A 13,245-nucleotide genomic window follows, 5' to 3' on the forward strand; every position below is an offset into this window, starting at 1 on the left:
AGGCTACGCGCGGCGGGGGCGGAGGATTGACAGCGGCGAAATAGTGATTAGGTCAATAGCCCAGACGCTGGAGCATCCCACGGTCGCCAAACCCAGATACGGTGCTCTCACACCCCACATCGAGATGACGATCATCAGCCCCTGGCCCGGTCGGCTGCGACCCGGCGAGGCGCCGATCCGATAAGGACAGCCATGACCGCGGACCTCTCCCCGACGCTTTCTTCCGAGGCGCTCCCCTCGCCGATGCTGCAACTGCTGCTGACCCGCCGGTCCCACCTCGCCCTGACGCTGGCGGAACCGGCCCCGTCGGAAGAGACGCTGCGCCTGTTGCTCACGGCCGCCGCCCGGGTGCCCGATCATGGCAAGCTGGCGCCCTGGCGCTTCATCGTGCTGCGCGGCGCGGCGCGGCAGACCTATGGCGACCGGCTGGTGGCGCTGCTGGAGGCGCGCGAGGGGCCGTTGCCGGAGGATCGCAAGGCGCAGGAGGCCGGGCGGTTCGTGCGGGCACCGCTGGTGGTGGCCGTGGTCAGCCGCGCCGCCGAGCACCCGAAGATCCCGCTGTGGGAGCAGGAGCTTTCCGCCGGTGCCGTGTGCATGAATCTCCTCACGGCCACCCATGCGGCCGGGTTCGCCGGTCAGTGGCTGAGCGAATGGATGGCCTTCGATGATGAAGCGGCGGCGCTGCTTGGCGTTGAGGGGACCGAGCGGATCGCCGGCTTTATCCACATCGGCAGCCCGACGCATACGCCCGCCGACCGGGCGCGGCCGGACCTCGACAGCCTGATCACCGAATGGACCGGAGCATGAGCATGTATTCCTATGAGGTCGCCGACGGCCATGGCCTGAAGCACAATCCGTTCAAGGCAATCGTCTCGCCGCGCCCGATCGGCTGGATTTCCACCCGGGGGGCGGACGGCTCGGTCAATCTCGCGCCCTACAGCTTCTTCAACGCGGTGTCGGACACGCCGCCGATCGTGATCTTCTCCTCCTCCGGCTACAAGGACACGGTGAGCAACGCGGAGGCCACCGGCGCCTTCGTGTTCAACCTGGCCACCGAGGATCTGAAGGACCAGATGAACCTGTCCTCCGCGCCCTATCCGCACGGGGTCTCGGAGTTCGAGAAGGCCGGCCTGACCCCGGCGGCCTCGCGGTTGGTGGACGTTCCCTATGTGGCCGAGGCCAAGGCGGTGATGGAATGCCGCTACCTGCAGACCGTGCGCCCGACCGGGCTCAACGGCCAGCCGGCGGACAACTGGGTGGTGTTCGGCGAAGTGGTCGCGGTGCATCTAGCACAAGATGCGCTGGTCGATGGCCGCTTCGATGTGACGGTGGCCCGGCCGCTCTCGCGCCTTGGCTACAAGGACTACGCGGTGGTGGACCGCGTGTTCGAGCTGGACCGGCCCCGCGGCTGAAGTCGGCCGGAAGGGCCGTTAACCGGCCTGACGTTTTTCCTTGCTAGAAGCGATCCGTGCCGGTTGCCGCCGGGGCGGATCTTTTTTGTTGCAGGGGGATTTCATGTCGCACGCCAGCCATGGCTCCATTCCGCGCTGGTCCTGGCTGGTGCCGGTGGCTGCCGCTCTCGTCCTCGCGCTCATCATGACCGATGTGCTGCCGGAGAAATCCGGCGCGGTGCTCGGGCTCGTGACGCTGTTGCTCGGCGGCGCGGTGTTTGCCTCCGTGCATCATGCCGAAGTGCTGGCGGCGCGCGTCGGCGAACCCTTCGGTTCGATCATTCTGGCGGTCTGCGTCACGGTGATCGAGGTGGCGCTGATCGTCTCGATCATGCTTTCGGGCGCCGAGGGCAACGAGGAGGTGGCGCGCGACACGGTGTTCTCCGCCATCATGATCGTGCTCAACGGGGTGATCGGCCTCTGCCTGGTGCTCGGCGGCCGGCGCCATCACGAGCAATCCTTCCAGCTCAATGCCGCCTCGGCCTCGCTGGCCGTTCTCGGCACTCTGGCCACGGTCTCGTTTGTGCTGCCGAATTTCGTTCTGGCGGGCGGTCAGGGGCAGTTTTCCATCCTGCAGCTTCTGGTGATCGGCGTGGTGTCGCTCGGGCTCTACGCCACCTTCGTCTTCGTGCAGACGGTGAGCCACCGCGACTACTTCATGGAGGTGGAGCGTGGGGCGCTCGTCGATCCGGATGCGGAGCCCGAGCTTGTGCATGGGGTGGCGGACGAGGTTCCCTCGCGCGCGGTGACGCTGGTCAGCGTGTTTCTGCTGCCGGCGGCGCTGCTGATCGTGATCCTGCTCGCCAAGATCCTGTCCCATCCGCTCGACACGGCGGTCGCGCATGCCGGATTGCCTCAGGCGGTGGTCGGCGTGGTGATCGCCGCCATCGTGCTGTTGCCGGAAGGCATCGCCTCGGTGCGGGCCGCCCTGCACAACCAGTTGCAGAACAGCGTCAACCTGGTGCTCGGCTCGGCGCTGGCCAGCATCGGCCTGACCATTCCGGTGGTGGCGGCGGTGTCGGTGACCATGGGCAAGCCGCTCGTTCTCGGCCTGGTGGCGGAGGACATCGTGCTGCTGGTGCTGACGCTCTTTGTCAGCACCCTGACGCTGGGCACCGGGCGCACGACCATCCTGCAAGGGGCCGTGCACCTCAGCATTTTCGCGGTCTTTCTGCTGCTTTCCGCGGTTCCCTAAGGCGCGGGAGCTGCGGCCATTCGGGCGCGGGCAATCACCTTTTCCGCCCGGCGCAGATGCGGGCGGTCCAGCATCTCGCCGTCGAGGCCGACAACGCCCGGATCACCGGCGGCGCGGAACGCCTCGATGATCCGTTCCGCCCGGGCCACCTCCTCCTCGGAGGGGGTGAAGACCTCATTGATCACCGGCACCTGGGCCGGGTGGATCGCCATCTTGGCCGTGAAGCCGTCACGCAGGGCATCGAGCGCTTCAGTGCGCAGACCCTCCATGTCGCGGAAGCCGGTGAAGACCGAATCGATCGGCATGACGCCGGCGGCCGCCGCGCCGAACAGGCACAGGCTGCGCGCAAGGCGATAGGGATCGGTATAGGCACCGGAGGCGTCCCGGTTGGCCAGCGCGCCGATGTCGGCGGAAAGGTCCTCGCCGCCCCAGGTCAGCCCCTCCAGACGCGGACTGGCGTCCTGATAGCTGCCCAGATTGAATAGCGACGCGGCGGTTTCCGTCGCCACGACCAGGATGCGGGTGGCGCCATCGGCAAGGCCGCACTCGGCCTCGCGCACCGCCAGCTTGGCATCGAGATGCTGCACATCGCGGCCGGAGATCGATTTGGGCAGCATGATGCCGTCCGGCGCGCCGGCCATCACCGCATCGAGATCGCCATCGGTCAGGCCGGTGTCGAGGGCGTTGACGCGCACATAGAGCCGTGGCCGGCTGGCGGTCTTGACGTTTGCGGCGAGAAACGCGGCGGTCACCGCGCGGGCGGTGTCCTTGTTGTCGAGCGCAACCGAATCCTCAAGGTCGATCAGCAGGCAATCGGCACCACTGGCAAGGCCCTTGGCGAGCTTGCGCTCGCTGTCGCCGGGAACGAAGAGCAGGGACCGCATGGCTCAGGCTTCCGGCGACTTGCGGCGCATGAAGGCCTGGCGGCGGCAGACGGCGACCAGATCGTTGTGCTGGTTGAAGGCCTTGTGCTCGAACTCGACGATGCCGGCATCCGGGCGGGAGCGGGATTCGCGCTTGCCGATCACCTCGGTGGTGCAATGGACGCTGTCGCCCTGGAACAGGGGCTTGGGGAACTTCACGTCGTTCATGCCGAGATTGGCGATGGTGGTGCCGACCGTGGTGTCATTCACCGAAATGCCGATCAGCAGCCCGAGGGTGAACAGGCTGTTGACCAGCGGCTGGCCCCATTCGGTCTCGGTCTCGCAGAAATGCCGGTCGATGTGCAGCGGCTGCGGATTGAGGGTCATGTTGGAAAACAGCATGTTGTCCATCTCCGTCACCGTCCGGGTGAGGCTGTGATGGAACACGTGACCGACGACGAATTCCTCGAAATACAATCCTGGCATCTGCGCTGTCCTCCCGCGAGTCGCGCCGCAATGTGTCAATTCCGGCGCCTCCTGTCTCCGGCTTAGCGCCGGAAAATGCAGTGTGCAACGGATGTTGGCGGGCGTTAACCACTCGTTAACCACTTGGGCCGGATTGTTAACCAAATCCTAAGGGTCCTGTCTTCAGGGAGAGCGGAGCATGAAAGTCGGCGAACCGTTCTCGATCGCGTCCCGGATCGAGCAAGCGTTCCAATCCGCCAGCACGACCACGGGAACCTCCTTCGACTATCTGGTGCGGACCGCCCGGCGGGAATCGAATTTTGATGAGGATGCCAAGGCCGGCACGTCCAGTGCGTCCGGCCTGTTCCAGTTTATCGAAAGCACCTGGCTGGAGACGGTCAAGCAGTCCGGCCACAAGCATGGCCTGGGCCATTATGCCGACCAGATCAGCCGCACCTCCAGCGGCCGCTACAAGGTGAGCGATCCGGCCATGCGCCGGGAAATCCTGGCGCTGCGCGACAACGCGGAAGTCGCCTCGGTAATGGCTGGGGAACTGACCCGGAAGAACAGCGACTACCTTACGGCCAAGCTCGGCCGCCAGCCGAATCAGGGCGAGTTGTACATCGCCCATTTCCTTGGCGCGGGCGGGGCCAACAAGCTGATCCGGCTGGCGGAGACCCAGCCGACCCTTTCCGCCGACCAGGTGTTCTCCCGCCAGGCGAAGGCCAACCGCTCGATCTTCTATGAGCGGGACGGAAGTCCGCGTTCGGTCGCGGCAGTCTATGCCAACCTCGTTGCCAAACATGGTGGCACCAGCGCGCCGGTGACCGGCGCCACGCAGGTTGCCGCGCTGCCGACGTCCAAGGCGGATGCGCTTCCGGGGCGAATGGAGGCGCGCGCCGGTGCAAGCGTGCCGGCCAATCTCGATATCCCGGCAAGCGGGCTGTCGATGGGCGATCCGACCCGCCGGGTGCTGAACGCCTGGTCGGCGACAGATGACGTCTCCTCGCCGTTCCATGCCCTGTTCCGCAACGGGGTGGAGGCGAAACGCGCCTCGTTGAACGCGACCTTCCTCACCGCCTTCGCGGCGCAGGAGGCCGGACAGCGGGACGTTGCCCGGCAAGCATTCAGCCGTGAGGCCGATGCGGGCGGAACCGATGCCTATAGCGCACGGCGCACGCAGATCCTGGCGCGGGCCGATGTGGGATCGGCGCCGGTGCCGGTTGCGCGCGAAAGCCGGCCGATGGACCTGACCGGTTTCCTCAGCTACCGGCCGGCCCTGCAGCAAAAGGACTTGCTGCCGCCGGCCTGATCAGCCCCGTTTTATGGTGAACGAAGCATTAAGCGTTTCCCCGGCATACTTTCCCCTTGAATGCGGAAAGTGCCGTGAGTTGGGAAGTCGCACCATGATCGTTCAGCAGTTCCTGCGGTGGATGGCCGATGCGCCGGCGCCGCGCCGGGCGGAGGCCACCAGTGCGCTGGCACGGGCCTATCTTTATTCCGATCTGGATGAGAGCGAGCGCGAGGCCGCGCTGTCGGCGATGATCTTCCTGCTGGACGATCCGGCTCCCGGCGTTCGCCGCGCTCTGGCCGAGGCGCTGGCGCGCAGCGAAGCGGCACCGCGCGAGGTGGTGCTGGCGCTGATGTCGGACCTGCCGGAGGTGGCGACCGTCGTGTTCCGGCATTCGCCGGTGCTCCTCGATGCGGAGTTGGTGGACGCAGTGGCCGGGCTCGCCGACCCGATCCCGGTGGCGGTCGCCCGCCGGATCGGCCTGTCGGCGCCGGTTGCTGCCGCCATCGCGGAGGTCGGCTCGTTGCAGGCCTGTCTGGCGCTTCTGGAAAACGAACATGCGGAGATCGCCACCTTCAGCCTGACGCGGCTGGTGGAGCGGCATGGCCAGGCGGCGCGCCTGCGCGAGGCCTTGCTGCGGCGCCCGCAAACGCCGATCGAGATCCGGCAGATGCTGTTGCAGGCGGTTGGCGAGGTCCTGCGGGATCACCCGCTGGTGCGCCGGGGCCTGTCGGGGAACCGGGCCGAGGCAGTGGTCGTGGACGCGCGCGAGCGGGCGACCGTGGCGCTGGCCCGGGCGGCCGACAACGGCGAAATGGCGGCGCTGGCCGAGCATCTGCGCCAGTCCGCGCAGTTGACCCCAGCCTTGTTGCTGCGTGCGGTCTGCACGGGAAACATCCTGCTGTTCGAAGCGGCGCTGTCGCTGCTGTCCGGATTGGCTCCGCCGCGTGTCTTCTCCGTGCTCGCCACCGGCCGCGCGGCATCGGTGCGCGCCTTGCTCGCCCGGGCGAAGGTGCCCGCGCGAATGCACACCCTGTTCGTCGTTGCCGTCGAGGTCTGGCGCGAGGTGGAGGGCGAGGGCGCCGATTTCGCCGCTCCGGCAACCGCACGGCGGGTGATCGAGCGGGTGCTGACGCGCTACCAGGTCGAGAACGGGGCCGAGGTGGACGATCTTCTCGTCATGCTGCGGCGGGTGTCCTCGGAGACCGCCCGCGAGGCGGCGCGGGCCTATGTCTCGCGGGCGCTGGCCGCCTGACCGGCTCGCGCTGGCAGCTTTTTGCCTCTATTTGCCGTCCGATTGGCGGGTGAGGAAATCATCGGTCACGTCGGCAAGCCGTTCGACCAGCGCACGGGCGGTCGGGTTGTCTTCCTGACGCGCCTTCTCCTGCACCATCGCGCGAATCGCATCCACATGCTGGGCAACCAGCGTGAGCGGCAGGGCGGGCGTGTCCACATGCTCCATCAGGTGACAAAGATTGCCGGCGACCGCCCCCACCAGCGGATACCCCAGCGTGCTGGCCTGGCCCTTGATGTCATGGGCGGCGCGAAACAGCACCTGGCTCCTGTCTTCGTCAAGGCCGTCGGACTGGATGTCGGCCCAGGCGGCGGCCAGGGTGCGGGCCTCGTCCTCCATCCAGTTCTCGAAATCGCCCGACAGGCGCTCAAGCGCCGCTTCGGCCGACTTGACCGGGTCGAACTGGGCCGCCTCGCGTCCGCTCAGCACCCGAACCTTCGACCGCAGGTCGCGCGGCGGCTTGACCACCTCGTTGCGGCCATCGGGATCGATTGGTTCTCTCGCCATCTTCAAACAGTTCCCTGACCTGATGTCCTGACCTGTCGCACGGGAGCTCCGCCGCGCCGTGACGGGTCGGACGCGCCGGCTCGCCCGGTGGCGACGGCCGCGTTTTCCTGACTTTGTGACAGTTCCCCGGTCTCGTCCAGTGTATATCCGTCGGCGATACCGGTGCCGCGTCGCTCGGTCCCGTTGTGCAGCGGCGCCTGGAAGCGGCGCCGGTCGGGGCCGAAGAAGGAGGGGCTACGCACGAAGTCGCGCGGGTTCAAGATGCAATTGGCAATTCTGAGGTAGAGGCCGCGGGCGGAGACCGGCTTGCACATCACCTCGGTGATGCCGCTGTCGCGCGCCGCGAGGATCCGCCGCTTTTCCGTGTGGGCGGTGATGGCGATGATCGGTAGAAAGCAGGTCGGCGCGGGCATCTGGCGAATCATCCGCGTCAGCTCGGCGCCATTGACGATCGGCATCAGCCAATCGGTCAGCACCAGGTCCGGGGCGCTGCTGGCGACCAGCTCCAGCGCCTCCGCGCCGTCCTCCGCCTCGAAGACGGTGCGAACCCCATAGCCAATCAGCATCATGCGCAGGATCTGGCGCATGTACGGGTTGTCCTCGGCAATGAGAACCCGAAGCTCGCTGAGGTCGAGATTGGGGAGTGGCATGGTGGGTGTCCCTGGGGCTGGTAGGGGGCAGTGAAAACGGCGGAAGCGATTCGTTTGCCGGCGAACCGGCGGCGGAGATGTCAGTAGCGGAACATTTCCGTCAGGATCCGTTCTTCCCAGTTGTGATCCGCATCGAACAGAATAAGGCTGCTCGACGTTTTGTCCTCATGGATCTCGACCTCGGTCACGTCGCGGATTTCGGTGTAGTCGGCCGCCGCGCTCACCGGCCGCTTGTTGTTTTCCTGCACCGAGATCCGCACCCTTACATGATTGGGGACGAGTGCGCCGCGCCAGCGGCGGGGGCGGAAGGCGCTGATCGGCGTGAGGGCCAGAAGCTGCGCGTCGATCGGCAGAATCGGGCCATGGGCCGAGAGGTTGTAGGCGGTGCTGCCGGCCGGTGTTGCCACCAGAACCCCGTCGCAGACCAGTTCCTCCATGCGCACCCGCTCGTCGACGGAAATGCGCAGCTTGGCGGCCTGATGGGTCTGGCGCAGCAGCGACACCTCGTTGATCGCGAGCGCGGAGTGAATGTGACCGGAGGTGTCGGTGGCGTCCATCACCAGCGGGTGAATGCGGCTGACCACGGCGGTGCGGATCCGCTCGACAAGATCGCTGTCGCCAAACTCGTTCATCAGAAAGCCGACCGAGCCGCGGTTGAGGCCGTAGATCGGCTTTCCGGTGTTCATGTAGCGGTGCAGGGTCTGCAGCATCAGGCCGTCGCCGCCAAGGGCGACGATGACATCCGCCGACTTCGGATCATGGGCGCCGTAGCGACGCTCGAACATGTCGCGGGCGTCATCCGCTTCGCTGGTCTCGCTGGAGATAAACGCCAGTTTTTCAATGCCGCCCAGTTGCAAGTCCATATCGCCCCCTTGCTGATGGCCTAGCACGTCCCGGGATGGCAGACCATCCGCAGGCGAATTGCCGCCGATCATCGCGCGACTACGGCTGCTTCGGCAGTGCCGGCAGCGATTTCAGATAGGCGGCCACCGCCTCCCGGTCGCTGGCTGAAAGATTTTGCCAGTTTTCCTGCACCGCCGTCATGCTGCCGCCGACCGAATCGAAGTCTGGCGTGAAGCCGCTTTCCAGGAAATAGGCAATGTCCGCCGCGCTCCAGCTGCCGATGCCGTCGCTGGAGGGGGTGATGTTCGGCACCCGGCCGTCACCGCCTTCGGGATCCGGCGCGCCGGCCATCCAGCGGTCGTGTTTCAGCCCGCCGAGCAGGCTGCGCGGGGTGTGGCACTCGGCGCAGTGGCCCGGGGCTTCGGCGAGATAGGCGCCAAGAGCCACCGTCTCATCGGCGCCGGCCGGCGGGGTGAACGGCTTGCCATCGAGATACAGCAGCTTCCAGAAGCCGAGACCGCTGCGGAACGAGAAGGGGAAGGCCAGATCGTGATCGGCGACCGCGTTGTCCGAGGCGGGCAGGGTGTCGAGAAAGCCCTTCAGGTCGATGACATCTTCCACCCGCATGCGCTGATAGGAGGCATAGGGAAAGGCGGGGTAGTAGTGCAGGCCCTCCGGCGAGGTGCCGCGCAGCATGGCGTTGATGAAGTCATTGCGGCTCCAGTCGCCGATGCCTGCCTCCTTCGCCGGAGAGATGTTGGGCACGCGGAAGACACCGAAGGGCGTCTTCAGCTCCACGCCGCCGGTGAGAATCAGTTTGGCCTCGCCCTTGGCGCCGGGCGCGGCGTGACAGGAGGCACAGCCGCCGGCCCAGAACATGCGCTCGCCGTTGGCGAGATCCGGGGTGTGGTCGGGAATGGTCTCCGGCGCCACACGGTCGGGTGTCGTCAGGTAGAGACCGGCCGCGATCAGCAGCAGAAAGACACCAAGGGAACGGCGAATGGTCCGGCGGGACATAGAGGCCTCCAGGTCAGCATGAGGCCCGCCGGAGGCGCCGGAAGAAACCGGCGCTGGCGGGCCATTCCCTTGATAAATCAGTTTTTCTGGATGCGGTAGCCTTCGTGACAGGCCTTGCAGTTGCGCGCCACGGAGCCAAACGCGCCCTTCAGCTGGTCAAGCCCGCCGGACGCGGCCGGAATGGCGGCAAGCGCGGCCATCTCCATGTCGGCGGCGATCTTTTCAAAGCCGGCGCGGTCTTCCCAGATCTTCGGGCTGGCCTCGGTCTTGCCGCCGGTCTGCGTGCCGTCGGGGAACTGATGGACAAAGCCGGAGGGCGCGGTGAACAGCACCCGCATGGCCATGTCGGCGGCGGTCGCGTCATAGGGAATCTCGCCCTTGATCATCTTGCCGAGCGTGCCGGTGGCCGCACCCACGGACTTCATGATGTTCTGGCGGGTCTGGATCGGATCGGCGGCAGCGGGGCCGGCCAGCAGGGCCAGGGGAAGGGCGATCGCCAGACCGCGTGCACAAAGCTTCAGCATCAGTTTCTCCTTCGACGGCGGCGCGATGCCGCGAACTGGGGACGATCCACGTTTCCCCGCGCGCACTCAAGGCAGGAAATGTCACGAAGATGTGACGGGCACAGTGTCGCGCACCGAAATCGCAGGTCAAGGGGGCGCGTTAAAACACGCATGGCGGGAAATGGCGGAGGGCATACGGCGGCGACGCGGCGGAAAGGGCCGCGCTTGAGGGATCGGAAAAAGGTAGCGACAAAAAAGGGCGACGGCGACTGGCGGCGCCAGAGCGGACATGGGGCGCCCGGCACAGGACCCATCCGGCGGCAGATTCATATCGACCGCCGCTGGATGGGGAAAGCTTGCTCTCGCGGATCAGACCGAGATTCGGTCGACCCCGCCATTGGCGCCGGACCAGGCGAGCGGATCGTTGAGGAATTCCTCCACCGCCGCGAGGGTCTCGGGCGGGAAGTGGTTGCCCTCGCGCGCGGCGGCCAGTACATCGCGCCAGGTGGCGAGATAATGCAGGCGCAGGTCATGCTTGGCGAGCGCTTCGCGGGTGTCGGGGAAGATGTCGTAGAAGAAGATGACAATGGCATCGGTGACATTGGCGCCGGCGGTGCGCAGGGCCTCGGCGAATTTCACCTTGCTGCCGCCGTCGGTGGTCAGGTCTTCCACCAGCAGCACCCGATCGCCCTCGCTGAGCACGCCCTCGATCTGCGCGTCGCGGCCAAAGCCCTTCGGCTTCTTGCGCACATACTGCATGGGCAGGCCCATGCGCTCGGCGATCCAGGCCGCGAAGGGAATGCCCGCGGTCTCGCCGCCGGCCACCGCGTCGAGCGATTCGAAGCCAACCTGGCGCAGGATGGTCGCGGTGGCGAAATCCATCAGGGCGGCGCGCAGGCGCGGGTAGGAAATCAGTCGCCGGCAGTCGATGTAGACCGGGCTCACCAGCCCGGAGGTCAGCTTGTAGGGCTCGTCGGAGCGAAAATGCACCGCCTTGACCTCCAGCAGCATCTTCGCGGTTTGCCGGGCGATGAAATCGGGGTCCGGGAAGCTGATCGGGGTCATCTGCCTGTCCTTTGCTGCGCCATGTGCCGTCTGGTCCGTCGGTCTGCTCCGTGGGAGCGGGTCGTCTGCCGTCTGGCCTGCCGCGGCGGGGGCCGCTGGTTGTGCGCGTTCGCGCCGTGCGGGCAGTCATGCCCGCCGGGCGGCGGCTTCAGGGGCAGTGTCCGGTGCCCATGAGACAAAGGCGGCAACCGGCGCAACGAGGCCAATCGGGGGAACTGTGGTGCCGGCAGCAGGATTCGAACCCGCGACCCCCTGATTACAAATCAGGTGCTCTACCAGCTGAGCTATACCGGCAAACGGGGCGCTTCTAACACAGGTTCGTCGCCCGCGCATCCCTGTTTTGCCATGCAATCGGCAGTGAATTGCACGGCCCCTGGTTTATCCGTTCGCCGACAGGGCGCGGCGCACCACATAAAGCGAAAGAGCCGCCGCATTCGAGACGTTGAGCGACTTGATCGCGCCGGGCATGTCGAGCCGGGCAAGGGTATCGCAAGCCTCGCGCACGCCCGCGCGCACGCCCTTGCCTTCCGAGCCGAGCACCAGCACCACCTTGTCGCCAAAGGCGGTCGCCTCCAGGGTCTCCGGTCCGGCGCTGTCGAGGGCAACACACTGGAACCCGGCTTCGCGCATCTCGCCGATGAAGCGGGCCATGTTCTTCACCCGCACGTGACGAATCATGTCGAGAGCGCCGGAGGCGGATTTCGCCAGCACCGGGCCTTCCTCCGGCGCGTGGCGTTCGGTGGTCACCACCGCATCGGCGGCCAGGGCCACGGCGGAGCGCAGTATCGCACCCACATTATGCGGGTCGGTGACCTGGTCGAGCGCCAGCACCAGCCGGGCGCGGCCCAGATCCTCCGCACCATAAGCGGGGAGGGGATCGGCCTCCAGCACCACGCCCTGGTGCACCGCATCGCGCCCGACCATGCCGTCGAGCCGGCGCGGGGTGACGCTTTCCACAGGGACATCGGGCCGCACGCCGCGCTCGGTCAGGCGGTTGAGCGCATTGTCGGTGGCGAACAGACGGTGCCGGCGCCGGTCCGGATTGGCGAAGGCCGCTTCGATGGTGTGCAGGCCATAAAGGAGAATCGGTCCGTCGCTCGTGCCTTGCGGCCCGCCGCGCCGGCGATAATCCCCAGGTCCGCGTCCGCCGCTTCTGCCGGAGCCGCCTTTGCGCGCTCGCGCGCCCGCGCTAATCTTGTGTGATGCTTTTGTCATGGGGCTGCGCATATCCCGGCCCCGCCGAGCGGGCAAGCGGAAAGACTTGGAGGGGAGGAAACCGATTTTGTGTCAATGAACGGCAAATGGGCGTTGACACCCCCAATCGGGTTCTGCATAAACGCGCCACGGAAGCGGCCTCGCGATTGTTTTGCGGGGCGTTTTCGTGAAGCCATCCAGAACGCTTCGGCGACGGGGACGGTGACTCGGAGGAGTGCCCGAGTGGTTAAAGGGGACGGACTGTAAATCCGTTGGCTTAGCCTACGTTGGTTCAAATCCAACCTCCTCCACCATCCCCCCGGCCGGCGGCGGGTGTAGCTCAATGGTAGAGCAGCAGCCTTCCAAGCTGACGACGAGGGTTCGATTCCCTTCACCCGCTCCACTTGTCGAGTTCGATGCCCGCAAGGCGATGGCGGCGCGAAAGCAGTGTGCTTGCCGGGCCAGAGATATCCGCCGCCCTGAGGTGGTCGGGTCTTTATCGAGTTTGATAGACTTAACCGCAAGTTGGACAGAGAGCGACGCCGATGGCGAAAGCAAAGTTTGAGCGGACGAAGCCGCACGTGAACATTGGCACGATCGGCCACGTCGATCATGGCAAGACGACGCTGACGGCTGCGATCACGAAGCAGTTCGGCGATTTCAAGGCGTATGACGAGATCGACGGCGCGCCGGAAGAGCGTGCGCGCGGCATCACGATCTCGACGGCGCACGTCGAGTACGAGACGGAAGCGCGTCACTACGCTCACGTCGACTGCCCGGGTCACGCCGACTACGTGAAGAACATGATCACCGGTGCGGCGCAGATGGATGGCGCGATCCTGGTTTGCTCGGCGGCCGATGGCCCGATGCCGCAGACCCGTGAGCACATCCTGCTGGCTCGCCAGGT

Annotated in this window: 15 protein-coding genes and 3 tRNA genes; 8 read left to right on the forward strand and 10 right to left on the reverse strand. The window is 66.4% G+C overall.

Features of this window, described 5'->3' with window-relative positions:
• Positions 1 to 192: 192 nt before the first annotated feature.
• The 3 genes from LC062_RS17095 to LC062_RS17105 all read left to right on the forward strand — a co-directional run bounded on the left by LC062_RS17095 (position 193) and on the right by LC062_RS17105 (position 2,646).
• On the forward strand, positions 193 to 807 hold the full coding sequence (locus LC062_RS17095) for a nitroreductase family protein (RefSeq protein ID WP_224912242.1): 615 nt from the start codon (positions 193 to 195) through the stop codon (positions 805 to 807).
• Between the two features lie 2 nt (positions 808 to 809).
• Positions 810 to 1,412, forward strand: a complete 603-nt coding sequence (locus tag LC062_RS17100) for a flavin reductase family protein (RefSeq protein ID WP_224912255.1) — start codon at positions 810 to 812, stop codon at positions 1,410 to 1,412.
• Positions 1,413 to 1,515: 103 nt separating this feature from the next.
• Entirely contained in the window at positions 1,516 to 2,646 is a 1,131-nt protein-coding gene (locus LC062_RS17105) for a calcium:proton antiporter (protein WP_224912243.1), read from the forward strand.
• Here the strand turns inward: LC062_RS17105 and LC062_RS17110 are convergent.
• Both LC062_RS17110 and LC062_RS17115 read right to left on the reverse strand, forming a co-directional pair.
• A complete protein-coding gene (locus LC062_RS17110; protein WP_224912244.1) occupies positions 2,643 to 3,530 on the reverse strand; it encodes an HpcH/HpaI aldolase/citrate lyase family protein in 888 nt (295 codons plus the stop codon). The genes LC062_RS17105 and LC062_RS17110 overlap by 4 nt on opposite strands.
• A gap of 3 nt (positions 3,531 to 3,533) precedes the next feature.
• Positions 3,534 to 3,995 carry a MaoC family dehydratase gene (locus LC062_RS17115; protein WP_224912245.1) on the reverse strand — a complete coding sequence of 154 codons (462 nt, stop codon included), beginning with the start codon at positions 3,993 to 3,995 and terminating at the stop codon, positions 3,534 to 3,536.
• Between the two features lie 178 nt (positions 3,996 to 4,173).
• Here LC062_RS17115 and LC062_RS17120 point away from each other — a divergent pair, with 178 nt between their 5' ends.
• Together LC062_RS17120 and LC062_RS17125 are read left to right on the forward strand one after the other, a co-directional pair.
• A complete protein-coding gene (locus LC062_RS17120; protein WP_224912246.1) occupies positions 4,174 to 5,286 on the forward strand; it encodes a lytic transglycosylase domain-containing protein in 1,113 nt (370 codons plus the stop codon).
• A 94-nt stretch (positions 5,287 to 5,380) separates the two neighbouring features.
• Entirely contained in the window at positions 5,381 to 6,520 is a 1,140-nt protein-coding gene (locus LC062_RS17125; protein ID WP_224912247.1) for a DUF2336 domain-containing protein, read from the forward strand.
• Positions 6,521 to 6,547: 27 nt separating this feature from the next.
• Here the strand turns inward: LC062_RS17125 and LC062_RS17130 are convergent, their stop codons facing one another.
• From LC062_RS17130 to LC062_RS17165, 8 genes are all read right to left on the reverse strand, one after another.
• A complete protein-coding gene (locus tag LC062_RS17130) occupies positions 6,548 to 7,066 on the reverse strand; it encodes an Hpt domain-containing protein (RefSeq protein WP_224912248.1) in 519 nt (172 codons plus the stop codon).
• Between the two features lie 2 nt (positions 7,067 to 7,068).
• Positions 7,069 to 7,716, reverse strand: a complete 648-nt coding sequence (locus tag LC062_RS17135) for a response regulator (RefSeq protein ID WP_224912249.1) — start codon at positions 7,714 to 7,716, stop codon at positions 7,069 to 7,071.
• A gap of 80 nt (positions 7,717 to 7,796) precedes the next feature.
• On the reverse strand, positions 7,797 to 8,579 hold the full coding sequence (locus tag LC062_RS17140) for an NAD kinase (RefSeq protein ID WP_224912250.1): 783 nt from the start codon (positions 8,577 to 8,579) through the stop codon (positions 7,797 to 7,799).
• Positions 8,580 to 8,658: 79 nt separating this feature from the next.
• Positions 8,659 to 9,576 (reverse strand): c-type cytochrome, encoded by a 918-nt coding sequence (locus LC062_RS17145; RefSeq protein ID WP_224912251.1) that lies wholly within the window; start codon positions 9,574 to 9,576, stop codon positions 8,659 to 8,661.
• Between the two features lie 77 nt (positions 9,577 to 9,653).
• A complete protein-coding gene (locus LC062_RS17150; protein WP_224912252.1) occupies positions 9,654 to 10,100 on the reverse strand; it encodes a c-type cytochrome in 447 nt (148 codons plus the stop codon).
• Between the two features lie 348 nt (positions 10,101 to 10,448).
• The gene (locus tag LC062_RS17155; RefSeq protein WP_181758785.1) at positions 10,449 to 11,144 is read right to left on the reverse strand and encodes an orotate phosphoribosyltransferase; all 696 of its coding nucleotides are present in this window, start codon (positions 11,142 to 11,144) and stop codon (positions 10,449 to 10,451) included.
• Between the two features lie 218 nt (positions 11,145 to 11,362).
• Positions 11,363 to 11,438, reverse strand: a tRNA-Thr gene (locus tag LC062_RS17160).
• Positions 11,439 to 11,522: 84 nt separating this feature from the next.
• A complete protein-coding gene (locus LC062_RS17165; protein ID WP_224912253.1) occupies positions 11,523 to 12,359 on the reverse strand; it encodes a TrmH family RNA methyltransferase in 837 nt (278 codons plus the stop codon).
• Between the two features lie 208 nt (positions 12,360 to 12,567).
• Between LC062_RS17165 and LC062_RS17170 the strand changes: the two genes are divergently transcribed.
• The 3 genes from LC062_RS17170 to LC062_RS17180 form a co-directional block, all read left to right on the forward strand.
• Positions 12,568 to 12,652: transfer RNA gene (locus LC062_RS17170), tRNA-Tyr, on the forward strand.
• 15 nt (positions 12,653 to 12,667) lie between these two features.
• Positions 12,668 to 12,741 (forward strand) — tRNA-Gly (locus tag LC062_RS17175).
• Between the two features lie 142 nt (positions 12,742 to 12,883).
• Positions 12,884 to 13,245 (forward strand): GTP-binding protein (locus LC062_RS17180; protein WP_224912254.1); only part of this gene is annotated, 362 nt, incomplete at its 3' end.

The organism is Stappia indica (assembly GCF_020177335.1).
GTDB classification, from domain to species: Bacteria; Pseudomonadota; Alphaproteobacteria; order Rhizobiales; family Stappiaceae; genus Stappia; species Stappia indica_B.